Consider the following 22,052-nt stretch of genomic DNA (forward strand, 5'->3'; position numbering starts at 1 on the left):
CGATGACATCGATGAACGCTTCACCAGACGCGCCGTTGCCGCCATCGCCATCCGCCGCCATGCCGGGAAGCTCGCCTACGAGAAGAGCCGCCCGCAATAGCAAGGCGGCCTACCGGCCACGCTTACCTTCCGCTTCTAGGCGGGCAGCCAGTAGCCTCCCTCCCCCGGACACACGAACGCCCGCCGGCTCCGAGCCGACGGGCGTCGAATCTCGTGCGGCAAGCCGTCGCGGGGCGAGCCCCGCCCGGGCTTACTTCTTGCCGAGCGTAAGGCCGCCGAAGCGCTTGTTGAAGCGCGCGACCTGGCCGCCCGCGTCCAGCAGGCGCTGGTTGCCACCGGTCCATGCCGGGTGCGCCAGCGGATCGATGTCGAGCTGCATCGTGTCGCCTTCCTTGCCCCAGGTGGAGCGGGTCTCGAACACGGTCCCGTCGGTCATCTGCACCTTGATGGTGTGATAGTCGGGATGGATGTCTTTCTTCATGGTCAAGCTCCTGTGAATGGCTGGTTTCCGACCAGCCGGAACGAAGGGCGCGCCCTACACGCAAGGGCGACCCACCGCAAGCGGCAGGCCGCCCGAGAGGCGGAAAGTTAGTCGAAAGTTAGTCCAAGATCACGCCTTGGGCGGGTCGGCGATCATGGCGGTGAACTCGCATTCGGTCGCGACCTCGCCGTCCAGCAGCGCCTTGCCTGCGAACTTGCAGACGCGCGAGCGCTTCTGGACGAACTCGACTTCGAGCTTCAGCAGCACGCCCGGCTCCACCGGCTTGCGGAACTTCACGCCGTCGATCGACATGAAGTAGACGAGCTTGCCCGAGCCGGCGAGGCCGAGGCTCTCGACCGCCAGCACGCCGGCAGCCTGCGCGAGCGCCTCCACCTGGAGCACGCCCGGCATGATCGGCCGGCCGGGAAAGTGCCCCTGGAAGAATTCCTCGTTGATCGAGACGGCCTTGATCGCCGTGATGCGCTGGTCGAGCACGAGTTCTTCAACCCGGTCGACCAGCAGCATCGGATAGCGGTGCGGCAGCGCCGCCATGACCCGCTTGATATCATACGGCTGCGTCATGGCACCGTCTGCCGCCATTATCAGCGACCCCGCGGCCGGGTCGTGGTGGCGGGTGCCGCAGCCGCAGCTGCCGGTGCGGCCTGCTGCTGACCACCCGGCTGCCAACCGGCCGGCGGGGTGATCTGGACGCTGGGGACCGAGCGGTTCAGCTCGGCGATCACGTCGTTGGTGACCTGTGCCGCCGGCAGCGACTTCACGGTCGCGTCGGGAGGGAGGATCACGGACAGGCGGCGCGCCGCCATCACGCGATCGAGCGCCGGCTCGAGCTGGCGGACGATCTGCTCGTTGACGTAGGCCTGGGCGAGCTGGACCGGTTGAAGGATGCGGCCCAGTTCCTGCTGTGCGGTCTGCTCGCGCTGCTGGATGCCCTGGTACTGCGTCTGGAGCGCCTGCTGGTTCGCGTTGGGCGCACGACGAGCCGCCTCGAACGCATCGACCTGCGGCTTCAGCTCGTTCTGGATCGCGGTGCGGCGGGTGTTCGCCTGATCGATCTGCGCCTTGTAGGTCGTCTGGATCTGGGTCATCGCGGTCGTGAACGCGTTGGAGCGGCGCACCGCCTCCTGCAGGTCGACGACGCCGAGGCCCTGCACCTGTGCGAACGCAGGCGCCGCGACCGAAGTAGCGGAAACGGTGACGAGTGCGGCGAGCGCCGCCTTGGAGAAGCTACGCATCAGAATTGAGTCCCTACGTTGAAGGTAATGAGCTTGGTGTCGTCGCCCTTTTGCTTGAGCAACGCCTTGGCCACGTCAATCCGCAGCGGCCCGAACGGCGAGTTCCAGTTGACGCCGATACCAACCGACAGACGCGGCTTCCAGGTATCGCCGTAATATTCCTCAAGGAACGGCGCGACCGTGTTGACCGCCGCGACGTTCGTCTCACCGCCGACGCAGGTGCCGCCATAGGTGGCGGCATAGCCGGTCGTACAGGTGGTGAGGCGAGTCGAGGTGCTGCCGCTCGAGTTGGTGAAGCTGTTGAGGTACAGTGCCTGACCGGTATCGGTCCGGATCGGATCGACGCGGGGCAGCAGCGACGGCGAGCCGTCCTTGTTGAACATGGGGTTCCCGCTGGCGTCGGTCGCCTGCTCGAACTCGGCCGTCGGGCGCGGACGCGTCAGGCTGAACAGCGAGCCGATCTGAACGAAGACCGACGGGCGCAGGCCGAGTTCGGAAATGCCCGACCCGAGCGGCGGCTCGAGCTCGAGCTTGCCCAGGTAATAGGCCTTGCCGCCCAGCGGATCGTCGTAGCTGTTGTCGGTCGTGAGCGCCTGGGTACCCGAGGCAGCATCGCCCGTCATATAGGTACGGCGGATGCGCGGGCCCACGCCGCGGATGTCGAAGCCGCGGAACTGCGGCTCGCCGAGATAGAAGCGGTCGGTGATGCGAACCGGATCGATGCCCGGTCCCGGGCTGTCCTGCAGGGCGTGGATGTAGCCGCCCTCCAGCCCTGCCGACAGCACCCAGCCCCCGAGGTTCCAATATTTGTCACCGTCGAAGCGGCCGCGGATGTAGCGGACGTCGCCGCCCAGACCGGCGAAGTCGGCGCCGAGCACGACCCGCGAACCGCGGCTCGGACGCAGGCGGCTGTTGAGGCTGTCATAGATCAGCGAGAGGCCGATCGAGGAGGTCAGGCGGTTGCCGATCGCGTCGCAGAGATAGCGGCCCGCCTTGAGCGGATCGCACTCGCCGTTGGTGTAGTAGGTGTCCTCGTCGAGCGTGACCTTGTCCTGCTGCAGCGTGTAGCGGCCCGAGAGCTGCCAATATTCGGTGAGCGGGACACCAGCGACGAGCGTGCCGCCGGTCGAGAGCTGCGAGTAGAGGTCGTTGCGATCGCGACCGCTGCCGTAATAGTTGAACGAGTTGTAGTCGCGCCGGAACAGCGTACCACCGAGCGCAATGTTCTTGTCGAACAGATACGGCTCGGTGAAGCCAAGCTCCACCGACTTCGAGTAGCTCGAATAGCTGGCGCTGGCCGAGAGCGTCTGCCCCTTGCCGCGGAAGTTGTTCTGCCGGATCGACGCCTGCAGGATGAACTTTTCGAGGCTCGAGAAACCGGCCGAGAGCGAGAGCTCACCGGTCGAGCGCTCCTCGACGTTCGCCGCAAGGATGATGCGGTCAGGGGTCGAGCCCTGCTCCTGCTTGATCTCGAACTTGTCCTGGAAATAGCCCAGCGAGTTGATGCGGTCCTGCGAGCGCTTCACCATGAAGGCGTTGAAGGCATCGCCTTCGGCCACGCGCATCTCGCGGCGGATCACCTTGTCCTGGGTCTGCGTGTTGCCGGTGATCTCCACCCGCTCGACGTAGGTGCGGTTCGCCTCGGCGAGGAAGAAGTTGATCCCCATCGTCAGCGCTTCGCGATCGCGCTGGAATTCCGGGCGTACGTCGGTGAAGGCGTAGCCGTAGAGGCCGGCATACTGGCTGAGGCTGTCGATCGAGTCCTCGACCAGCTTGGCGTTGTACCAGTCGCCCTTCTTCATCGGCAGCGTCGCGGCGAGCTTCTCGCCGTCGAAGTCGCGGATCGCGCTGTCGACCTTCACGTCGCCGAACTTATACCGCGGCCCTTCCTCCACCACATAGGTGATGATGAAGTCGCGCTTGTCGGGCGTGAGCTCCGCCACGGCCGAGATCACGCGGAAATCGGCATAGCCCTCGGTCAGGTAGAACTGGCGCAGCTTCTGCTGGTCGGCGGCGAGCCGGTCCTGGTCATAGCTGGTGTTCGAGCTGAAGATCCGGAAGGTACGCGCCTGCTTCGTGTACATCTCCTTGCGGAGATCGGAATCCGAATATTGGTCGTTGCCGATGATGTTGATCTGGCGGACCTTGCTCTTCGGTCCCTCGTTGATCTCGAACACCACGTCGACGCGGTTCTGGTCGAGCATGACCATCTGCGGCTCGACCGAGGCGGCGAAGCGGCCCTGGCGGCGGTAGAGCTCGACGATGCGCGCCACGTCGGCACGGACGGCGGTGCGGGTGAAGATCTGCCGCGGGGCGAGCTTGATCTCTTTGACGATCTTGTCGTCCTTCAGCCGCTTGTTGCCCTCCAGCACCACGCGGTTGATGATCGGGTTCTCGCGCACGACGACCACGATGTCGCCGGTCTCGACGCCCTCGATCTGCGCGTCGGCGAGCAGATCGGACGCAAGCAGGTCGACGATCGCCTGGTCAAGGCTCTCGGTGGTGTAGGGCTGGCCTACGCGCAGCTTCGTATAGGACAGCACCGTATCCGGCTCGATGCGCTGCGAACCGCGCACGGTGAGCGACCGGATGTTGCGGACCGGAGCCGAGACGATCACCGGAGGGGTCGTCGCAGGAGCAGCCTGCTGCGCCTGCGCAGCGGGGGCGGTCGGCGTCGTCTGCGCCATCGCGACACCCGACAGCATCGTGCCTGCCATCAGCACGGTCGCGCGCACGCCGTAGTTGGAAACCTTCGTCACATCCCACCCCAGTCGGTAAGCCGTACAACACACACGGCATGCGGATCACGTCCGCCCTGCCCTAACCCGCTCACCCGATCAAGCCGGACAAACCCCGCCAAAGACCGAGCGACCCAAGATCGTTCGCCGTCACCAGAACCATCAATGCCAGGATCGCCATCACGCCGCCACGGAAAGCCCATTCCACGACCCGCGGATCGGTGGGCCGGCGGCGAACCGCCTCGATGGCGTAGAAGAGAAGATGGCCGCCATCCAGCATGGGAACTGGCAAGAGGTTGATGAACCCCAAGTTAATCGAGATCAGCGCCACCAGGAACACGAAGGCCTGGGGCCCGAGCACCAGCTGCTCGCCGGAAGCGCGCGCGATGCTGATGGGGCCGCCGAGCTCCGACACCGGCCGGCGCCCGCTGACGATCTGCCACAGCGTGTCGACCATCATGCCGACCATCTGGCCGGTCTGGCGGACGGCCACCACCGGCGCCTCCAGCACGCCTACGGGCTCGATCACGCGGCCGGCCGGGCCGATGCCGAGCTTCCCGAGCCGGAAGACGTTGCCGAAGCGGTCCCTCTCGGTCGTGGTGCCAAGCGTAACTGCGACCGTCTGTACCTGGCCCTCGCGAACCAGCTGAATGGTGCTCGCCTCGCCGGGGCGGATGCGGGTGTAGCGCGCGACGTCGTCGAAGGTGTCGACACTGCGCCCGCCCATCGACAGAATGCGGTCGCCCGGCCGGAGACCGGCGGCGGCGGCAGCGCTGTTCGGCCCGACGAGGCCGATCGTCGGCGGAGTGCGGCTCTCGCCATAGGCGAGCGCGAAGCCCGCCAGGATCAGGATCGCGATCAGGAAGTTGATGACCGGGCCTGCCGCGACAATGATCGCGCGCTGCCACAAGGGCTTGGCCTGGAACGTGCCGCTGCGCTCGGCGGCGGGCAGCGAGAGCCATTCCGCGGACGGCTGGCTGGCCGGGTTCATGTCGCCGGCAAAGCGGACATAGCCGCCGAGCGGGAGCCATCCGAACTTCCACCGAGTGCCGTGCCGGTCGGTGAAGCCGCCGATCTCACGCCCGAAGCCGACCGAGAACGCCTCCACCTTCACCCCGAACCGCCGGCCGGCGAGATAGTGGCCGAGTTCATGGACGAATACGAGCGGGCCGAGCGCCAGCAGAAAGGCGAGCACGCTCAGCAGGAAGCCCGGGCCTTCGATCAAGCGACGCAGTCCTTCACACGCTCTCCCGCCAGCCTTCGGGCCTCCCCGTCGACGGCGAGCACCGCGTCGAGCGTGGCCGGGGCCTCCGGATCATAGCGCTCCAGGGTATCGGCGACGATTGCGGCAATTTCGAGGAACCCGATCTTGCCGGCAAGGAATGCCGCGACCGCGACCTCGTTGGCAGCGTTCAGGATCGCCGGGCGAGCGCCGCCTGCCTGAAGCGCGGCGCGGGCGAGCGCGAGCGCGGGAAAGCGGACCGGGTCGGCAGGCTCGAAGTCGAGGCGGCCGATCGCGGCGAGATCGAGCGGGGCGCAGGGCGTCGCCATGCGATCGGGCCAGGCGAGCGTGTGCGCGATCGGCGTGCGCATGTCGGGCGTGCCCATCTGCGCGAGCACCGAGCCGTCGACATACTCCACCATCGAATGCACCACCGACTGACGGTGGACGATGACGTCGAGCTGTTCAGCCGAAACGGGGAAAAGGTGGAATGCCTCGATCAGCTCCAGCCCCTTGTTCATCATGGTGGCGGAATCGACCGAGATCTTGGCACCCATCGACCAGTTGGGATGGGCGACCGCCTGAGCCGGCGTGATCGCGCGCATCGCCTCCAGGCTGGTCTCGCGGAACGGACCGCCGCTGGCGGTGAGCACGATGCGGCGCACCCGCTCGGGTGCCGCGAAGTCGAAGCACTGGAAGACGGCGTTGTGCTCGGAGTCGACCGGCAGCAGCGTCGCGCCATGGGCGCGGGCGGCGGCGGTCGCGACGGCACCGGCGGAGACCAGCGCCTCCTTGTTGGCGAGCGCGACGGTCGCGCCGGTCTGGAGCGCGGCCATGACCGGGCGAAGGCCGGCAGTGCCGACGATCGCCGCCATGGTCCAGTCGGCGCCCATCGCGGCTGCCTCGGCCACGGCATCCGGGCCTGCCGCCGCCTCGGTATCGCTGCCGGCGAGGGCGTCGCGCAGCGCGTCGAGGCACTCGGGATCGGCGACCACGGCGCGGCGGGCGCGGGTGCGGATCGCGGCCTCGGCCAGCTTCTTCACGTCGCGGTTGGCGGTGAGGGCCAGCACCTCGAACTGGTCGGGGGCGCGGACGATCAGGTCCAGCGTCGAGGTGCCGATCGACCCCGTCGCACCCAGGATGGAAACGCGCTTCACCATGTGATCTTCGCAAGCTCGACCATCAGTGCGGCGGCGGGGGCGACGGGCACGAGGCCGTCGAGCCGGTCCAGCACGCCGCCGTGGCCAGGGAGGATGTTGCCCGAGTCCTTGACGCCGGCGCGACGCTTGAGTTGGCTCTCGTACAGGTCGCCCATCTGCGCCAGCACGGCGAGGAGCGGCGTCGCGAGCACCAGGTGGAGCGGGAGGCCGAGCGGCTGGAGCACCGCGCCGAAGACGCTCGCCGCGAGCACACCGCCGATGAGGCCGGCCCAAGTCTTGTTGGGGCTGATGGTGGGCGCGAGCTTCGGGCCGCCGATCGAGCGGCCGGCGAAATAGGCACCGATGTCGCAGGCCCAGACCAGCGCCATCGCCCAGAGGCTGAGCAGCACGCCGTGCGCCTGGTTGCGCAACAGCAGCAGCGCCAGGACCGGAAGCCCCACATAGACGATGCCGTGGGCGAGGCCCGGGCGGCGCGTGATGATAACCGTGAAGAAGGCGGCCCCCGCGATCAGGCCGAGCGCGAGAAAGCCGGGTCCGGCGGCGAGCGGGGCCATGATCGCGACGGGCACGAACAACGCGAACTGCGCGAGGCGCTTGTCCGCATAGGCCGCGCGGTGCAGATCCGCCCACTCCGCCATCATGAACAGCGCCGCGACGGCCACCAGCAGCCAGAAGAGGAAGCCGCCCGCGTAGAGCGCGAGGCCGGCGACACCGATCATGGCGACGCCCGCGACCGCGCGGACGCCAAGATCAGAACGCCGCGCGGGCGCCGAGGGATCGCTCACAGACCACCGAAGCGGCGGTGACGGCGACCGAACTGGGCCACTGCGTCGGCGAGCGCATCGGCGCCGAAGTCGGGCCAGAGCGTGTCCACGAACAGCAGCTCGGCATAGGCGGCCTGCCACAGCAGGAAGTTCGATAGCCGCACCTCGCCCGACGTGCGGATCAGGAGGTCGAGCGGCGGAAGATCGCGGGTGGTGAGCGCATCCTCGATCGCGGCCTCGTCGATCGCCTCGACCGCCATCTCGCCGTCGCGGACGCGGGCGGCGAGCTGGCGGGCAGCGGCGGCGATCTCCGCCTGGGCGCCATAGTTGAGCGCGATCGCGAGCTGGCAGCCGGTGTTGCGGGCCGTGCGCGCAATCGCGTCCTCGATCAGCCGAACAAGATCGGGCGAGAGACGGCGCCAGTCGCCGATGACGTGCAGCCGGACGTTCTCGCGGGCGAGCTCGTCGATCTCACTGCGCAGGAAGTGGCGCAGCAGGCCCATAAGGTCGCTGACCTCTTCCTCCGGCCGGCGCCAGTTCTCCGACGAGAAGGCGTAGAGGGTGAGCGCCTCGATCCCCAGCTCGCGCGCGGCGCGGGCGGTACGGCGCACCGCCTCGGCCCCCTGGCGGTGGCCGGCGATGCGCGGCAGCCGCCGGGCCTTCGCCCAGCGGCCGTTCCCGTCCATGATGATCGCGACGTGGCGCGGCACTGCAGCACCCGTCCCACCCGACGCCGGAACCGAAGCCGCAAGCGACCTCACTTGCCCAGGATTTCCTTTTCCTTGGCCGCGGCGGCCGCGTCGAGATCGGCGATGGTCGCGTCGGTGAGCTTCTGCACCTCGGTCTCGTGGCGCTTGCGCTCGTCCTCGGACATCAGGCCCTTCTTCTCGTCGGCCTTCAGGCTGTCCATGCCGTCGCGGCGGACATTGCGGACCGCAATGCGAGCCTTTTCAGCATATTGGCCGGCGAGCTTCGCAAGTTCCTTGCGGCGCTCCTCGGTCAGATCCGGAATCGGCAGGCGCAGCGTCTGGCCGTCCACGATCGGATTGAGGCCGAGGCCGGCGGAGCGAATCGCCTTGTCGGCAGGCCCGACGTTCGACTTGTCCCACACCTGGACGGAGAGCATGCGCGGCTCAGGCGCAGACACGGTCGCGACCTGGTTGAGCGGCATGTGCGCGCCATAGACCTCGACCGTCACCGGATCGAGCAGCGAGACGGAGGCGCGGCCGGTCCGGAGACCGCCCAGATCGCCCTTCAGCGCCTCGACCGCGCCGGCCATGCGGCGTTCGAGGTCGGCCTTGCTATATGCGGCCATGAATCAGGCTCCTGTTCTTCTTTTAAGCGTTGGTCTGGTTCTGGACGACGGTGGCGGTGCCCTGACCGCGCAGCACGGCTGCCAGATTGCCCTCGTCCCGGATGTTGAACACGACGATGGGAATGTCGTTGTCGCGGCACAGCGCGACGGCGCTCGCGTCCATCACCTTGAGGTCGTCTGCGAGCACGCGCCCGAAGCTCAGCGTGTCGTAGCGCTTGGCGGTGGGCACCTTCTTCGGATCGGCATCGTAGACGCCGTCGACGCTGGTGCCCTTGAAGAGCGCACTGCAGTTCATCTCGGCGGCACGGAGCGCGGCGGTGGTGTCGGTCGTGAAGAACGGGCTGCCGGTGCCGGCGGCGAAGATCACGACCCGCCCCTTCTCCATATGGCGGACGGCGCGACGGCGGATGTACGGCTCGCAAACCGATGCCATCGGGATCGCCGACTGGACGCGCGTCTCGACGCCGATCCGCTCCAGCGCGTTCTGCATGGCAAGTGCGTTCATCACGGTCGCGAGCATGCCCATGTAATCGGCGCTCGCGCGGTCGAATCCCTGGGCGGCACCGGCGAGGCCGCGGAAGATGTTGCCGCCGCCGACAACGAGGCAGAGTTCATGCCCCTCATCCCGAGCGGCCTTCACTTCCCGCGCAACGCGGTCGCAGGTGGCGGGATCGATACCGAACTGACCCGGCCCCATCAGGACCTCGCCCGAGAGTTTCAAGAGAATGCGATCGAAGCGAGGCAGGGTCATGACACCTTGTACGTAAGGGGTTCGGGAATGGCGCGGACCTTAGGCGGCAGCGGCTGCGATGCCAAGCGCAGATGCCGTGCAGATCCCGTGAATACGAGGACGGGCGCGACCACCCGAAGGTAGTCGCGCCCGCCCGAAGAAATCGCGAGAAAAGCGACGCTTACTTGGTGAGGCCGGCGGTTGCCGCAACCTCTGCCGCGAAGTCGCTCTCTTCCTTCTCGATGCCCTCGCCGAGCTGGAAGCGGACATAGTCCTTCAGCACGATCGAGGTGCCGGCGTCCTTGCCCGCCTTGGCGATCACGTCCTGAACCGGCGTCTTGCCGTCCATAACGAATGCCTGGGTCAGGAGCGCGTTCTCCTTCTTGAACTTCTCGATCGGGCCGTTGAGGATCTTCTCGGCCACTTCGGCGCTCTTGCCGACGATCTTCTCGGCGTTCTTCTCACGCAGAACCGCAGCTTCGCGCTCGACGACTTCCGGGTCGAGATCGTCGACCGACAGCGCCAGCGGGAAGGCCGCGGCGATGTGCATCGCCAGGTCCTTGCCGAGCTTCTGCAGCACTTCGTCCGAAGCGGTCGATTCGAGCGCGACGAGCACGCCGATCTTGCCGAGGCCGGCCGAGGTCGCGTTGTGCACGTACGGAACGATCGCGCCACTGGTCACTTCGAGGCGCTTTGCGCGGCGGAGCGACTGGTTCTCGCCGATCGTGGCGATGTTGTGGGTGAGCACGTCGCCCACGGTGGTGCCCGACGGCATCGCCGCGGCCTTGATCGCCTCGACATCGTCGCCGACCGACAGCGCGACCTGGGTCACTTCACGGACGAAGTTCTGGAACTGCTCGTTCTTGGCGACGAAGTCGGTTTCCGAGTTGACCTCGACCGCAGCACCGATGGTGCCGGCAACCGCGACGCCGACCAGGCCCTCGGCCGCGGTGCGGCTGGACTTCTTGGCGGCGGCAGCCAGGCCCTTGGTACGCAGCCAGTCGACGGCCGCTTCCATGTCGCCGCCGCTCTCGGCCAGCGCCTTCTTGCAATCCATCATGCCCGCGCCCGAACGCTCGCGCAGTTCCTTGACGGCGGCGGCGGTGATCTCTGCCATGTCCTGGTTCCTTGTATCTCAGCTAAAGCTACGGGCGGGGCGAGGCACCTGCCCCACCCCGCCCGAAATCATTCGATCCGCGCCAATCAGGCGTTGATCTGCTGCTCGCCCTCGGCAGCAACGGTCTGGTCGGCGCCCAGCGCCTCCTCGACCGGCGGCTCGTCCATCGCACCGACGTCGAAGTCGGCCTGCTGCATCTGCTGCTGGCCACCACGGGTCGCGGCGATCGCCACGGCTTCGCAGTACAGGCGGATGGCGCGGCTGGCGTCGTCGTTCGCCGGCACCGGGAAGGCGATGCCCTCCGGCGAGACGTTCGAGTCGAGGATCGCGACGACCGGGATGCCGAGCTTGTTGGCTTCCTTGATCGCCAGCTCTTCCTTGTTGGCGTCGATCACGAACATGATGTCCGGGATGCCGCCCAGGTCGCGGATGCCGCCCAGCGACAGCTCGAGCTTGTCGCGCTCACGGGTGAGCTGCAGCACTTCCTTCTTGGTGAGGCCGTGCGTGTCGCCCGACAGCTGCTCCTCGAGCGTCTTGAGGCGCTTGATCGAGTTGCTGATCGTCTTCCAGTTGGTGAGCATGCCGCCCAGCCAGCGGTGGTTGACGAAGTGCTGGCCCGACTTGCGCGCGGCGTCGGCGATCGGCTCCTGCGCCTGGCGCTTGGTGCCGACGAACAGCACCTTGCCGCCGGCGGCGACGGTCGACGACACGAACTCGAGAGCGCGCGCGAAGAGCGGCACGGTCTGCGACAGGTCGAGGATGTGAACACCGTTACGGTCGCCGAAAATATACGGCTTCATCTTCGGGTTCCAGCGGTGGGTCTGGTGACCGAAGTGCGCGCCCGATTCGAGCAGCTGCTGCATGGAGACGACAGGTGCCGCCATAGGGATAACTCCTTCCGGTTGAGCCTCTGGGAAGCAGGAATTCTGGGACCTTGAAGGCCCGGAACACCGGTATGTGCGCTTCCCATGCGGGGTTGAGGCGGCGCGCTTAGCCCAGCCGCCGCTTCAGATCAAGCGTTGACAGGTGGAACGAATGTGGAACATACCATGTTCACAACAGGATTTCGGAACCAAAGCGGCCAGCGCTTCTTGTGTCTTAAAGAAGCGTTACCGTGTTCCGGCAAGCGTTCGGAGGTTTTTCATGGCCAGTCTGTTTGCTTCACTGCTCTTCGCTCTCACCCTTGCGGTGGCGATCTCGACCATTGTCGCAACCGTGGCGCCGCAGTGGCAGCGGATCGCCCGCCTGCTGCGCCATGGCCCCGAGGTTCCGATGGAGCGCCTGCCGGCGGTGCGGCTGACCTCGCGCCGCAACCTTATCCGGCAGCGGGCGACGGCGCGGACCCTTCGCGCAGCCGCTTGACCCGACGGTAGGAGCGGATGCTGAAGGGCAGCGTGGCGAGGTAGCCGACGCAGACCACAGTGAGCGTCTGCCAGGGCGCCGAGACCAGCGCTGCCGCGACGATCACCACCACCACGATTGCCTCGAACCGGATGTTGCGCCGGAGCTTCAGCGACGACCAGCTGTAGGTCGCCAGGCTCGACACCATCAGGAAGGCGATGAACGCCACCCACGGCGCGACGATCCAGGGGGAGCGGAACACCGCCTCCCCCGACCAGAGCCAGATGTAGATGGGCAGCATGGCGAGGCCCGCACCTGCGGGTGCGGGGATGCCGGTGAGGAAGCCGGCGGACTTGTGCGGCTGCTCCACCACGTCGATCTGGGCGTTGAAGCGGGCGAGCCGGAGCGCGCAGAAGACGGCATAGACGAGCGCGCAGATCCATCCGATCCGCGGCGCGGCCACCAGCGACCAGAGATAGAGGATCAGCGCGGGCGAGACGCCGAAGGAGATGGCGTCCGACAGCGAATCGAGCTCGGCCCCGAAGCGGCTCTGCCCGTGAACCAGGCGCGCGATGCGGCCGTCGATCCCGTCCAGCACGCCCGCGACCAGGATCATGATGATCGCACGCTCCCAATCGCCCGCGATCGCAAAGCGAATGCCGGTGAGGCCGGAGCACAGGGCCAGCGCGGTGACCGCGTTGGGGGCGACGGCGCGCAGCGGAATGCCGCGCGTGGGACGAGGACGACGCATCGCGGCCGCCTTACTGCGCGACGCCGGCGGGTGCCGGCACTGCCGGGCGGCCGAGGATGGTTTCCCCCGCGATGCTGCGTTGGCCCAGAATTACCTGCGGCTCGATGCCGTCGGGCAGGAACACGTCGACGCGGCTGCCGAAGCGGATGAGGCCGACGCGCTGGCCGGCGGCGATGATGTCGCCGGGCTTCACGAAGCCGACGATGCGGCGGGCGACGAGGCCCGCGATCTGGGTGAAGCCGATGCGGCGGCCGTACATGTCCTCGACCACGATGTGCTGGCGCTCGTTCTCGTCGCTCGCCTTGTTGAGGTCGGCGTTCAGGAACTTGCCCGAGATGTAGACGACCTGGCGTACGGTGCCCGCGATGGGCGAGCGATTGATGTGGACGTCGAACACGCTCATGAAGATCGAGACGCGGACCAGCGGCTCTTCGCCCAGGCCGTTGGGGCCGCGAAGTTCGGGCGGCAGCGGTACGCGCTCGATCATCGTCACGAGACCGTCGGCCGGCGCCACGATCAGGTCGGCGCCCTGCGGCGTCACCCGGATGGGGTCGCGGAAGAAGGCGGCCACCCAGATGGTGAAGCCCACCAGCGCGAAGCCGAGCTCGTCCCAGACGAAGAAGAGGAAGATCGCCGCAACAAGGGCGGAGATCGCTACATATTTGCGCCCCTCGGGGTGAACCGAGGGCCAGCGCCATTTCACCGTCGTCGTCACGATCGGCGGTTTTTCCAAGGATGCCATGCGCGTGGGTGTACCCGCGCCCCGTTCGCCTGACAACACGCGCGCTTGGTCGACGCGCCCTTCCCCGGCCGGCTCCCCGGTTGATCGCCGCCCGGGTTGCTCCTAGGACGCACGGCAACCCATCCAGCCAACACGGAAAGCGAGATCATGGCCAAGATCAAGGTGAAGACGCCCGTCGTGGAGATCGACGGCGACGAGATGACCCGCATCATCTGGGCATGGATCCGCGAGCGGCTGATCCTCCCGTACCTCGACATCGACCTCGAATATTACGACCTGGGCATCCAGAAGCGCGACGAGACCGACGACCAGATCACGATCGATTCGGCCAAGGCGATCCAGAAGTACGGCGTCGGCGTGAAGTGCGCGACGATCACCCCGGACGAGGCGCGCGTCGAGGAATTCGGCCTCAAGAAGATGTGGCGTTCGCCCAACGGCACGATCCGCAACATCCTGGGCGGCGTGATCTTCCGCGAGCCCATCGTGATCCAGAACGTGCCGCGGCTGATCCCGGGCTGGACCCACCCGATCGTCGTCGGCCGCCACGCGTTCGGCGACCAGTACAAGGCGACCGACTTCAAGGTGCCGGGTGCCGGCAAGCTGACCATGAAGTTCGAGGGCGTCGACGGCCAGGTGATCGAGCACGAGGTGTTCGACTTCCCGGCAGCGGGCGTCGCGATGGGCATGTACAACCTGGACGAGTCGATCCGCGACTTCGCCCGCGCCAGCATGAACTACAGCCTGGGCCGCGGCTGGCCGCTGTACCTTTCGACCAAGAACACCATCCTCAAGGCCTATGACGGCCGCTTCAAGGACATCTTCGAAGAGGTGTTCGCGGCCGAGTTCGCCGACCAGTTCCAGGCTGCCGGCATCATCTACCAGCACCGCCTGATCGACGACATGGTCGCATCGGCGCTGAAGTGGAACGGCGAGTTCGTCTGGGCCTGCAAGAACTACGACGGCGACGTGCAGTCGGACCAGGTGGCGCAGGGCTTCGGCTCGCTGGGCCTGATGACCTCGGTACTGATGACGCCGGACGGCAAGACGATCGAGGCGGAAGCGGCGCACGGCACCGTCACCCGCCACTATCGCCAGCACCAGCAGGGCAAGGCGACCTCGACCAACCCGATCGCGTCGATCTTCGCGTGGACCGGCGGCCTCAAGTATCGCGGCAAGTTCGACGGCACTCCGGAGGTGACCCAGTTCGCCGAGACGCTGGAGCGCGTCTGCATCGAAACCGTCGAGAACGGTCACATGACCAAGGATCTCGCGATCCTGATCGGCCCGGACCAGCCCTGGATGACGACCGAGCAGTTCTTCGAGCAGGTTCGCGTGAACCTGGAGAGCAAGATGGGCGCGATCGGCGCCTGATCTTCGCTTCTGGCGAGCAACGGCAAAGGGCCGGCGGAGCAATCCGCCGGCCCCTTTTTGCTAAGCATGCGGTAAACCGCGCGCGCCGCGCTCCGCGGCGTTGGCAGACGGGTCGCCATCCGCAACAAAGGCGCCATGCCACTCCCGATCGATTCGACGCCGTTCAGCGACTCCCTCGTCATCCTGGGGGCCGCCGGGCTCGTGATCCCGGCGTTCGCCCGGTTCCGCGTCAACCCGGTGATCGGCTTCATCCTGGTGGGCGTGCTGGTCGGGCCTGCGGGACTGGGCGCGCTGGTAGACCGGTTTCCGTGGCTGTTCCATGTCACCATCACGGACAGGCACTCGATCGATCCCTTTGCCGAGTTCGGCATCGTGCTGCTGCTGTTCTCGATCGGGCTGGAGCTGTCGTTCCGGCGCCTGTGGGCGATGCGCAGCCAGGTGTTCGGGCTGGGCGCGTCGGAACTGCTGGTGTCGGGGGCTGCGATCGCCGGCGCGCTGTTCCTGCTCGGCCAGGGGCTCCCGGGCGCGATGGGGCTCGGGCTGGCGCTGGCGTTGTCGTCGACCGCGCTGGTGCTGCCGATGGCGGGCACGACCAGCCTGGTCGGGCGCACCGCCTTTTCGATGCTGTTGTTCGAGGATCTGGCGCTGGTGCCGATCATCTTCGCGCTCGGCGCCCTCGCACCCAATGCGCAGGATGCCGGCTGGGGCGGTCTCGCCAACACGCTGATCTGGGGAACGGTGGCGATCGCCGCGCTGTTCGTGGGCGGGCGGCTTATCCTGCCGCGGTTGTTCGCTCAGGCGGCGCGAACGAAGAGCCCGGAGCTGTTCCTGTCGGCGAGCCTGCTGGTGGTGATCGTGGCCAGCATGGTGACGACCGCCGCGGGCTTGTCGCCGATCGTCGGCGCACTGCTCGCCGGCCTGCTGATCGCCGAGACCGAATATCACACCGAGGTCGAGGTGATCACCGCGCCCTTCAAGGGGCTAGCGCTGGGCGTGTTCCTGATCACGGTCGGCATGAGCCTGGACCTGCGGTCGATCGCCGAGAATTGGCTGTCGCTGGCAGCGGCCGTGGGCGGCGTGGTGCTGGTGAAGGCGCTGATCACCGGCGCGATGCTGCGGGTCGCGCGTCTGCGCCGCGGCGTCGCCGCCGAGACCAGCCTGCTGATGGCGAGCCCGTCCGAGACGACGCTGATCGTGCTGGCGACAGCGGCACAGGCGCATCTGATCCAGCCCTCCACCGCCGCCTTCTGGCAGACGGTGACGGCGATCGGCCTGACGATCACGCCGCTGCTCGCGATGATCGGCAAACGTGCGGCGCGCAAGATCGACCTGGGGAGCGGCGTCGAGGAACCGCAGCCGAGCGCGGAGGGGCCGGGCGCGGTCATCATCGGCTTCGGTCGGGTCGGGCGCATGGTCGCGGACATGCTGCGTGCGCACGACAAGCCGTTCATCGCGGTGGAATCGAATATCGACACGGTGGCAGCGGCGCGGCGGCAGGGATACCCCGTGATCTTCGGCGACGTGGTTCGGCCGGAACTCGTCGATCGCCTGAACCTGGGACGCGCAACGGCGCTGATCCTGACGATGGACGAGCCCGTGCTGACGGTGCGGATCGCGCGGCGGGTGCGCGGGTGGGTCCCGAACCTCACCATCGTCGCGCGCGCGCGCGATGCGGCGCATGCGGCCGAACTCTATGCGGCGGGGGTGACCGAAGCGGTGCCGGAGACGCTGGAAAGCTCGCTTCAGCTATCGGAGGCGGTGCTGGTCGAGATGGGGGTGGCGATGGGACCCGTGATCGCCTCCATCCACGAGAAGCGCGACGAACTGCGTCGCGAGATCCGCGAGGGCGCCGGGCTGGAGCGCGAGCCCCGCTTGCGGCGCACGCGGCGGAGCGAGGTTGCGGGATAGCTCGGCGGTCTTTGCCGAGCGCAAGGACCCGGCGGTTTTCCGTTATCTTACAGAAACTTAGCAGCCACTCTTATTACCGTTCCGCTTCAGGAAACCGGCTAAGACGTTGAAGCGGCAACGCGCGTGGCTCTGGGCCCCGGCCTTCGCCGGGGTACGGCTTCGCCCTTAGGAATACAGGGGCGGAGATTGGTCCGCCCCTGCCCGTTCAGGCCGCAACCGGCTCCAGTGCTGCACGGACTGCGGCAACCGCTTCGGCGCCCTTGTCGCCGTCCGGACCGCCGCCCTGGGCCATGTCGGGACGGCCGCCGCCGCCTTGGCCGCCGAGCGCCGCGACCGCTGCCTTGACCAGGTCGACGGCACTGTGGGTGCCGACCAGATCGGCGGTGACGCCGACTGCGACCGAGGCGCGGCCGTCGTTTACCGCGACCAGCGCGACGACGCCGGAGCCGATGCGCTGCTTGGCCTCGTCGACGGCGCCGCGCAGCGCCTTTGCTTCAAGGCCGTCGAGCACCTGGCCGACGAAGGCGACACCGCCGACCGTCTCGGGGCCTGCCGGAGCCGCACCGGCACCCCCGCCCAGTGCGAGCGCCTTCTTGGCTTCGGCGAGTTCGCGTTCCAGGCGGCGGCGGTCCTCGACCAGGGTCGCGACGCGGCTGGGCACCTCGTCGGGGGTGGCCTTGAGCAGAGCAGCGGCTTCGCGCAGCTTTTCGTCGCGGCCGGCGAGCCACTGGCGCGCAGCCTCGCCCGTCAGCGCCTCGACACGGCGGACGCCGCTCGACACGGCGCCCTCGCCGATGATCTTGAACACGCCGATCTCGCCAAGCGCGTTGACGTGCGTGCCGCCGCACAGCTCGATCGAATAGGTGCCCTTCGCATCCTCGCCCATAGAGACGACGCGGACCTCGTCGCCGTACTTTTCGCCGAACAGCGCCATCGCGCCCATGGCGATCGCATCGTCCGGGGTCATCAGACGCGTGGTGACGGTGCCGTTGCCGCGCACCTGTGCGTTCACCTGCGCCTCGACCTCGGCGATGTCGGCGGGCGAGATCGGCGTCGGCTGCGAGAAGTCGAACCGGAGGCGCTCCGGCGCCACCAGGCTGCCCTTCTGCGCAACATGGGTGCCGAGCTGCTCGCGCAGCGCCTCGTGCAGCAGATGGGTGGCGGAGTGGTTGGCGCGGATCTGGCCACGACGTGCGGTGTCGATCGCCAGGTGCACGCTGTCGCCGACGGCGAGCGTGCCGGCGTCGATGCGCGTGCGGTGGACGTGGAGCTTGCCGAGCTGCTTGGACGTGTCGAGCACGGTGGCCGACAGGCCCTTGTCGGTGTCGATCGTGCCGCTGTCGCCGACCTGACCGCCGCTTTCCGCATAGAAGGGCGTCTGGTTGGTGACGACAAACACCTCCTCGCCGGCCTCGGCCCGGTCGACGCGAGCGCCGTCGCGGACCAGCGCGATCACTTCGCCCTGGCCTTCGGCGACCGCATAGCCGGTGAATTCGGTTGCGCCGCTTTCCTCGACGATGTCGAACCAGACCTCGTCGGAGGCCTTGGCGCCGGAGCCCTTCCAGGCGGCGCGGGCGGCGCGCTTCTGCTCGGCCATCGCAGTTTCGAAGCCGGCGCGATCGACGCCCAGACCCTGGCTGCGCAGCGCATCCTCGGTAAGGTCATAGGGGAAGCCGAAGGTGTCGTAGAGCTTGAACGCAGTCTCGCCCGCGAGCGTGGCGCCCTTCGCCATGCCGGCGGTTGCTTCGTCGAGCAGGCGCAGGCCCTTGTCGAGCGTCTGGCGGAAGCGCGTCTCCTCCTGGAGCAGCGTCGCCTCGATCAGCGGCTGCGCACGCACCAGATCGGGATAGGCGGCGCCCATCTCGGCAACCAGCGACGGCACCATGCGGTGCATCAGCGGCTGCTTGGCGCCCAGCAGGTGCGCGTGGCGCATGGCGCGGCGCATGATGCGGCGGAGCACATAGCCGCGGCCTTCGTTGGCCGGCAGCACGCCGTCGGCGACCAGGAAGCCCGAGGCGCGCAGATGGTCGGCGATGATGCGATGGCTCGCCTGCATCGGACCATCGGTGGCCGCACCGGTGAGCGCACCCGATTCGTCAATCAGCGCACGGAAGGTGTCGGTGTCGTAATTGTCGTGGACGCCCTGAAGCACCGCGGCGACGCGCTCCAGGCCCATGCCGGTGTCGATCGACGGGCGCGGCAGCTCGCCGATGATCTCGTTCCCCGCCTGCAGATACTGCATGAAGACGAGGTTCCAGATCTCGACGAAGCGATCGCCGTCCTCGTCCGGCGATCCCGGCGGGCCGCCGGCGATGTGGTCGCCATGGTCGAAGAAGATCTCCGAGCAGGGGCCGCAGGGACCGTCGTCGCCCATCGCCCAGAAATTGTCCTTGGTGGCGATGCGGATGATGCGATCGTCGGAAAGGCCGGCGATCTTCTTCCAGAGCTCTGCCGCCTGATCGTCGGTGTGGTAGACGGTGACGAGCAGCCGGTCCTTGGCGATCCCCCATTCGCGGGTGATCAGGTTCCAGGCGAGCTCGATCGCGCGATCCTTGAAATAGTCGCCGAACGAGAAGTTGCCGAGCATCTCGAAGAAGGTGTGGTGGCGCGCGGTGTAGCCGACGTTGTCGAGGTCGTTGTGCTTGCCGCCGGCACGCACGCACTTCTGCGACGAGGTCGCGGTGCTGTAGGGGCGCGTCTCCAACCCGGTGAAGACGTTCTTGAACGGCACCATGCCGGCGTTCACGAACATCAGCGTCGGGTCGTTCTGCGGCACCAGCGGCGCAGACGGGACGCGCGCATGCCCCTCCTTCTCGAAATAGTCGAGGAACGAGCGGCGAACATCGTTGGTCGAGATCATGCGCGCTGATTAGAAGCAAGCCGCGACCTTGCCAAGCGATCCGCACAGGCGCCTGTTGCGTTCTTTTGCCAAAGGTTCCTGAGGCTGTGAAAAAAGGGCGGGAGCGCCACAGCGCCGCGGACAATCGGCTTGACCCGGGCGGCGCATTCCCCTTGGTTGCCGGCCTTCTTCCCCGGGGGTTTTTCTGAATGGCCAAGCGGCTTACCGCCTATATTCTCTTCGGTCTGGTCGCGGGCCTGGTCGTCGGCTGGGTGCTGAACGCGTCCCTGGATGATGCGGGCGGCGCCGGCACCGCGCAGTTGAAGGACATCGCCGGCTATTTCTCGATCGTGACCGCATTGTTCCTGCGGCTGATCAAAATGATCATCGCGCCGCTGGTGTTCTCGACGCTGGTGGTGGGCATCACCCACATGGGCGACACCAGCGCGCTCGGGCGGGTCGGCCTGCGTGCGTTCGCATGGTTCGTGGGGGCGAGCCTGTTGTCGCTGACGGTCGGCCTGATCCTGGTGAACCTGTTGCAGCCGGGTGTCGGCCTGGGGCTGCCGATGCCGCCGGCAGATGCGTCGGCAGGGCTGGCGAAGGCGTCGTTCAACCTCAAGGACTTCATCAGCCACATCGTGCCCGCCTCGATGGTCGAGGCGATGGCGACCAACGAGATCCTCCAGATCGTCGTCTTTTCGGTGTTCGTGGGCGTCGCGATGACGGCGGTGGGCGAGAAGGCAGCCCCCCTCACCCGCGCGCTGGAGGCGCTGGTGTCGGTGATGCTGCAGATCACCGACTATGTGATGCGATTCGCACCGATCGCGGTGTTCGCAGCGGTCGCCGGTACGCTCGCCGAGCAGGGCCCGAGCGTGATCGGGCAGCTCGCCTATTTCATGGCCAGCGTCTATGCGGGCCTCGCCTCGCTGTGGCTGCTGCTGTTCGGCATCGCCTTCCTGATGATCGGCCCGCGGATCGGCCAGCTGATCCGCTACCTGCGCGAGCCGATCCTGGTCGGCTTCTCCACCGCCTCTTCGGAAGCGGCCTTCCCGCGCACGCTGGAGGCGCTCGACCGGTTCGGCGTGCCGCCGCGCATCGCCAGCTTCGTGCTGCCGCTGGGCTATTCGTTCAACCTCGACGGCTCGATGATGTACATGACGTTCGCGTCGATCTTCATCGCGCAGGCCTATGGCGTGGAGCTGTCGCTCGGCCAGCAGATCACGATGCTGCTGGTGCTGATGGTCACGTCCAAGGGCATCGCCGGCGTACCGCGCGCGAGCCTGGTGGTAATCGCGGCCACGCTGTCGATGTTCAAGATCCCGGAAGCCGGCCTGCTGCTGATCCTGGCGGTGGATCACTTCCTGGACATGGGCCGGACCGCGACCAACGTGATCGGCAATGCGATCGCGGCGACCGTTATCGCCAAGTGGGAGGGCGGCCTGGATGCGCCGGAGCCGGCGGAGATCGAGCCGCCGCAAGCGCCCTCCGGCACGCCGCGCGCCAATGCCCCGGACAGCTTCCGGCACATCGGCTGAGCCCACTCAGGCGTAGGCGTAGGGCCCGCCCTTCGCCAGCGCCGCGCCATAGGCCGGGCGCGCATGGATGCGCTCAAGCCAATCGATCGTGGCCGGGCGGGATTCGTCGAGACCCGCCCGGTTGCGCGCCGCCTCCAGCGGAAAGCTCATCATGATGTCGGCGGCGGTGAACTCGTCGCCGGCGAACCAGTCACGCCGGGAGAGCTCGGCCTCGACGAAGTCGAGGTGGACGTCGATCATCGGCTGGATGCGGCGCTGCGCCGCCCTGCCGAACACCGGCACGCGGCCGAGCACCAGCTTCACCAGCAAAGGCGGCATCAGCGACCCTTCCGCATAGTGAAGGAAATGGCGGTAGCGCAGCGCGGATTCCCGATGCGCAGGCGCGCCGAGCCGGCCGTCCGCCTTTTCCACCAGATATTCGACGATCGCTCCGGTTTCCGCGATCACCGCCGGGCTGCCGCCCGCGCCCGCCGCGTCCTGGATCACCGGCGACTTGCCGAGCGGATGGACCCGCCGCAGTTCCGGCGGGGCGAGCATCGTCGCCTTGTCCCGCTCATAGCGTTGCACGGCATAGGGGAGCCCGAGCTCCTCCAGGAGCCAGAGCACGCGCAGCGATCGGCTATTCTCGAGATGGTGAACGGTGATCATCCAGTGCCTCCTGCTGGGCTGCCCAACGCCGGGGGCTGCGGATGGCTGCAAGGCGATTGCGCCGGGGGCCGCCGCGGGGCTAACCGTCGCCGCCTGTCCGACGCGACAATCGTGACGCGTTGCTCCATCCGGAAGAG

Annotated in this window: 20 protein-coding genes; 4 read left to right on the top strand and 16 right to left on the bottom strand. The window is 67.5% G+C overall.

Annotated features, from left to right (window positions below):
* Positions 1 to 250 precede the first annotated feature (250 nt).
* The 12 genes from rpmE to rpsB form a co-directional block, all read right to left on the bottom strand.
* The gene (rpmE, locus tag VPH46_RS13640; protein ID WP_125959682.1) at positions 251 to 481 is read right to left on the bottom strand and encodes a 50S ribosomal protein L31; all 231 of its coding nucleotides are present in this window, start codon (positions 479 to 481) and stop codon (positions 251 to 253) included.
* 129 nt (positions 482 to 610) lie between these two features.
* Positions 611 to 1,063, bottom strand: a complete 453-nt coding sequence (gene fabZ / locus VPH46_RS13645; RefSeq protein WP_239435582.1) for a 3-hydroxyacyl-ACP dehydratase FabZ — start codon at positions 1,061 to 1,063, stop codon at positions 611 to 613.
* Positions 1,064 to 1,083: 20 nt separating this feature from the next.
* Complete coding sequence (locus tag VPH46_RS13650) at positions 1,084 to 1,734, bottom strand: OmpH family outer membrane protein (RefSeq protein WP_416612030.1); 651 nt, start codon at positions 1,732 to 1,734, stop codon at positions 1,084 to 1,086.
* Positions 1,734 to 4,451: an outer membrane protein assembly factor BamA gene (gene bamA, locus VPH46_RS13655; protein WP_416612099.1), complete on the bottom strand. Its 2,718-nt coding sequence runs from the start codon at positions 4,449 to 4,451 to the stop codon at positions 1,734 to 1,736. Before bamA ends, VPH46_RS13650 begins: the two co-directional genes overlap by 1 nt.
* Positions 4,452 to 4,563: 112 nt before the next feature.
* The gene (locus tag VPH46_RS13660) at positions 4,564 to 5,697 is read right to left on the bottom strand and encodes a M50 family metallopeptidase (RefSeq protein ID WP_416612032.1); all 1,134 of its coding nucleotides are present in this window, start codon (positions 5,695 to 5,697) and stop codon (positions 4,564 to 4,566) included.
* Positions 5,694 to 6,854 (bottom strand): 1-deoxy-D-xylulose-5-phosphate reductoisomerase, encoded by a 1,161-nt coding sequence (locus VPH46_RS13665; RefSeq protein ID WP_416612034.1) that lies wholly within the window; start codon positions 6,852 to 6,854, stop codon positions 5,694 to 5,696. Before VPH46_RS13665 ends, VPH46_RS13660 begins: the two co-directional genes overlap by 4 nt.
* Positions 6,848 to 7,639: a phosphatidate cytidylyltransferase gene (locus VPH46_RS13670; protein WP_416612036.1), complete on the bottom strand. Its 792-nt coding sequence runs from the start codon at positions 7,637 to 7,639 to the stop codon at positions 6,848 to 6,850. The genes VPH46_RS13665 and VPH46_RS13670 overlap by 7 nt, the downstream gene beginning before the upstream one ends.
* A complete protein-coding gene (locus VPH46_RS13675; protein ID WP_416612038.1) occupies positions 7,636 to 8,379 on the bottom strand; it encodes an isoprenyl transferase in 744 nt (247 codons plus the stop codon). Before VPH46_RS13675 ends, VPH46_RS13670 begins: the two co-directional genes overlap by 4 nt.
* Positions 8,376 to 8,933, bottom strand: a complete 558-nt coding sequence (frr, locus tag VPH46_RS13680) for a ribosome recycling factor (protein ID WP_317891821.1) — start codon at positions 8,931 to 8,933, stop codon at positions 8,376 to 8,378. The genes VPH46_RS13675 and frr overlap by 4 nt, the downstream gene beginning before the upstream one ends.
* Positions 8,934 to 8,955: 22 nt before the next feature.
* Positions 8,956 to 9,684 carry a UMP kinase gene (gene pyrH, locus VPH46_RS13685; RefSeq protein WP_132883764.1) on the bottom strand — a complete coding sequence of 243 codons (729 nt, stop codon included), beginning with the start codon at positions 9,682 to 9,684 and terminating at the stop codon, positions 8,956 to 8,958.
* Positions 9,685 to 9,844: 160 nt separating this feature from the next.
* The gene (gene tsf / locus VPH46_RS13690) at positions 9,845 to 10,780 is read right to left on the bottom strand and encodes a translation elongation factor Ts (protein ID WP_416612041.1); all 936 of its coding nucleotides are present in this window, start codon (positions 10,778 to 10,780) and stop codon (positions 9,845 to 9,847) included.
* Positions 10,781 to 10,866: 86 nt separating this feature from the next.
* Entirely contained in the window at positions 10,867 to 11,664 is a 798-nt protein-coding gene (gene rpsB / locus VPH46_RS13695) for a 30S ribosomal protein S2 (protein ID WP_129341105.1), read from the bottom strand.
* Between the two features lie 259 nt (positions 11,665 to 11,923).
* On the opposite strand from rpsB, the gene VPH46_RS13700 reads away from it, so the two are divergent.
* Complete coding sequence (locus VPH46_RS13700; RefSeq protein WP_125959692.1) at positions 11,924 to 12,142, top strand: hypothetical protein; 219 nt, start codon at positions 11,924 to 11,926, stop codon at positions 12,140 to 12,142.
* On the opposite strand, the gene VPH46_RS13705 is transcribed toward VPH46_RS13700, so the two are convergent.
* Together VPH46_RS13705 and VPH46_RS13710 are read right to left on the bottom strand one after the other, a co-directional pair.
* A complete protein-coding gene (locus VPH46_RS13705) occupies positions 12,096 to 12,872 on the bottom strand; it encodes a CDP-alcohol phosphatidyltransferase family protein (protein ID WP_132883760.1) in 777 nt (258 codons plus the stop codon). The two genes, VPH46_RS13700 and VPH46_RS13705, sit on opposite strands and share 47 nt — an antisense overlap.
* Before the next feature lie 10 nt (positions 12,873 to 12,882).
* Positions 12,883 to 13,614 (bottom strand): phosphatidylserine decarboxylase, encoded by a 732-nt coding sequence (locus tag VPH46_RS13710; protein ID WP_125959693.1) that lies wholly within the window; start codon positions 13,612 to 13,614, stop codon positions 12,883 to 12,885.
* A 147-nt stretch (positions 13,615 to 13,761) separates the two neighbouring features.
* On the opposite strand from VPH46_RS13710, the gene VPH46_RS13715 reads away from it, so the two are divergent.
* Entirely contained in the window at positions 13,762 to 14,985 is a 1,224-nt protein-coding gene (locus VPH46_RS13715) for an NADP-dependent isocitrate dehydrogenase (protein ID WP_416612044.1), read from the top strand.
* 135 nt (positions 14,986 to 15,120) lie between these two features.
* Positions 15,121 to 16,893: a cation:proton antiporter gene (locus VPH46_RS13720; protein ID WP_132883757.1), complete on the top strand. Its 1,773-nt coding sequence runs from the start codon at positions 15,121 to 15,123 to the stop codon at positions 16,891 to 16,893.
* A gap of 205 nt (positions 16,894 to 17,098) precedes the next feature.
* Here the strand turns inward: VPH46_RS13720 and alaS are convergent, their stop codons facing one another.
* A complete protein-coding gene (gene alaS, locus VPH46_RS13725; RefSeq protein WP_416612047.1) occupies positions 17,099 to 19,753 on the bottom strand; it encodes an alanine--tRNA ligase in 2,655 nt (884 codons plus the stop codon).
* Positions 19,754 to 19,941: 188 nt separating this feature from the next.
* Here alaS and VPH46_RS13730 point away from each other — a divergent pair, with 188 nt between their 5' ends.
* Positions 19,942 to 21,267, top strand: coding sequence for a dicarboxylate/amino acid:cation symporter (locus VPH46_RS13730; RefSeq protein WP_416612049.1), 1,326 nt, complete (start codon positions 19,942 to 19,944; stop codon positions 21,265 to 21,267).
* Positions 21,268 to 21,273: 6 nt separating this feature from the next.
* Here VPH46_RS13730 and VPH46_RS13735 read toward each other — a convergent pair whose 3' ends face one another.
* Complete coding sequence (locus VPH46_RS13735; protein WP_416612051.1) at positions 21,274 to 21,915, bottom strand: glutathione S-transferase family protein; 642 nt, start codon at positions 21,913 to 21,915, stop codon at positions 21,274 to 21,276.
* Positions 21,916 to 22,052 lie beyond the last annotated feature (137 nt).

The organism is Sphingomonas sp. MJ1 (PH-R8) (assembly GCF_048058635.1).
Taxonomy (GTDB): domain Bacteria; phylum Pseudomonadota; class Alphaproteobacteria; order Sphingomonadales; family Sphingomonadaceae; genus Sphingomonas.

Coding starts and splice junctions, on each gene's coding strand:
- rpmE (WP_125959682.1), bottom strand. CDS start 481: ATGAAGAAAGACATCCATCCCGACTATCACACCATCAAGGTGCAGATG.
- fabZ (WP_239435582.1), bottom strand. CDS start 1,063: ATGACGCAGCCGTATGATATCAAGCGGGTCATGGCGGCGCTGCCGCAC.
- VPH46_RS13650 (WP_416612030.1), bottom strand. CDS start 1,734: ATGCGTAGCTTCTCCAAGGCGGCGCTCGCCGCACTCGTCACCGTTTCC.
- bamA (WP_416612099.1), bottom strand. CDS start 4,451: ATGGCAGGCACGATGCTGTCGGGTGTCGCGATGGCGCAGACGACGCCG.
- VPH46_RS13665 (WP_416612034.1), bottom strand. CDS start 6,854: ATGGTGAAGCGCGTTTCCATCCTGGGTGCGACGGGGTCGATCGGCACC.
- frr (WP_317891821.1), bottom strand. CDS start 8,933: ATGGCCGCATATAGCAAGGCCGACCTCGAACGCCGCATGGCCGGCGCG.
- pyrH (WP_132883764.1), bottom strand. CDS start 9,684: ATGACCCTGCCTCGCTTCGATCGCATTCTCTTGAAACTCTCGGGCGAG.
- tsf (WP_416612041.1), bottom strand. CDS start 10,780: ATGGCAGAGATCACCGCCGCCGCCGTCAAGGAACTGCGCGAGCGTTCG.
- rpsB (WP_129341105.1), bottom strand. CDS start 11,664: ATGGCGGCACCTGTCGTCTCCATGCAGCAGCTGCTCGAATCGGGCGCG.
- VPH46_RS13700 (WP_125959692.1), top strand. CDS start 11,924: ATGGCCAGTCTGTTTGCTTCACTGCTCTTCGCTCTCACCCTTGCGGTG.
- VPH46_RS13705 (WP_132883760.1), bottom strand. CDS start 12,872: ATGCGTCGTCCTCGTCCCACGCGCGGCATTCCGCTGCGCGCCGTCGCC.
- VPH46_RS13710 (WP_125959693.1), bottom strand. CDS start 13,614: ATGGCATCCTTGGAAAAACCGCCGATCGTGACGACGACGGTGAAATGG.
- VPH46_RS13715 (WP_416612044.1), top strand. CDS start 13,762: ATGGCCAAGATCAAGGTGAAGACGCCCGTCGTGGAGATCGACGGCGAC.
- VPH46_RS13720 (WP_132883757.1), top strand. CDS start 15,121: ATGCCACTCCCGATCGATTCGACGCCGTTCAGCGACTCCCTCGTCATC.
- alaS (WP_416612047.1), bottom strand. CDS start 19,753: ATGATCTCGACCAACGATGTTCGCCGCTCGTTCCTCGACTATTTCGAG.
- VPH46_RS13730 (WP_416612049.1), top strand. CDS start 19,942: ATGGCCAAGCGGCTTACCGCCTATATTCTCTTCGGTCTGGTCGCGGGC.
- VPH46_RS13735 (WP_416612051.1), bottom strand. CDS start 21,915: ATGATCACCGTTCACCATCTCGAGAATAGCCGATCGCTGCGCGTGCTC.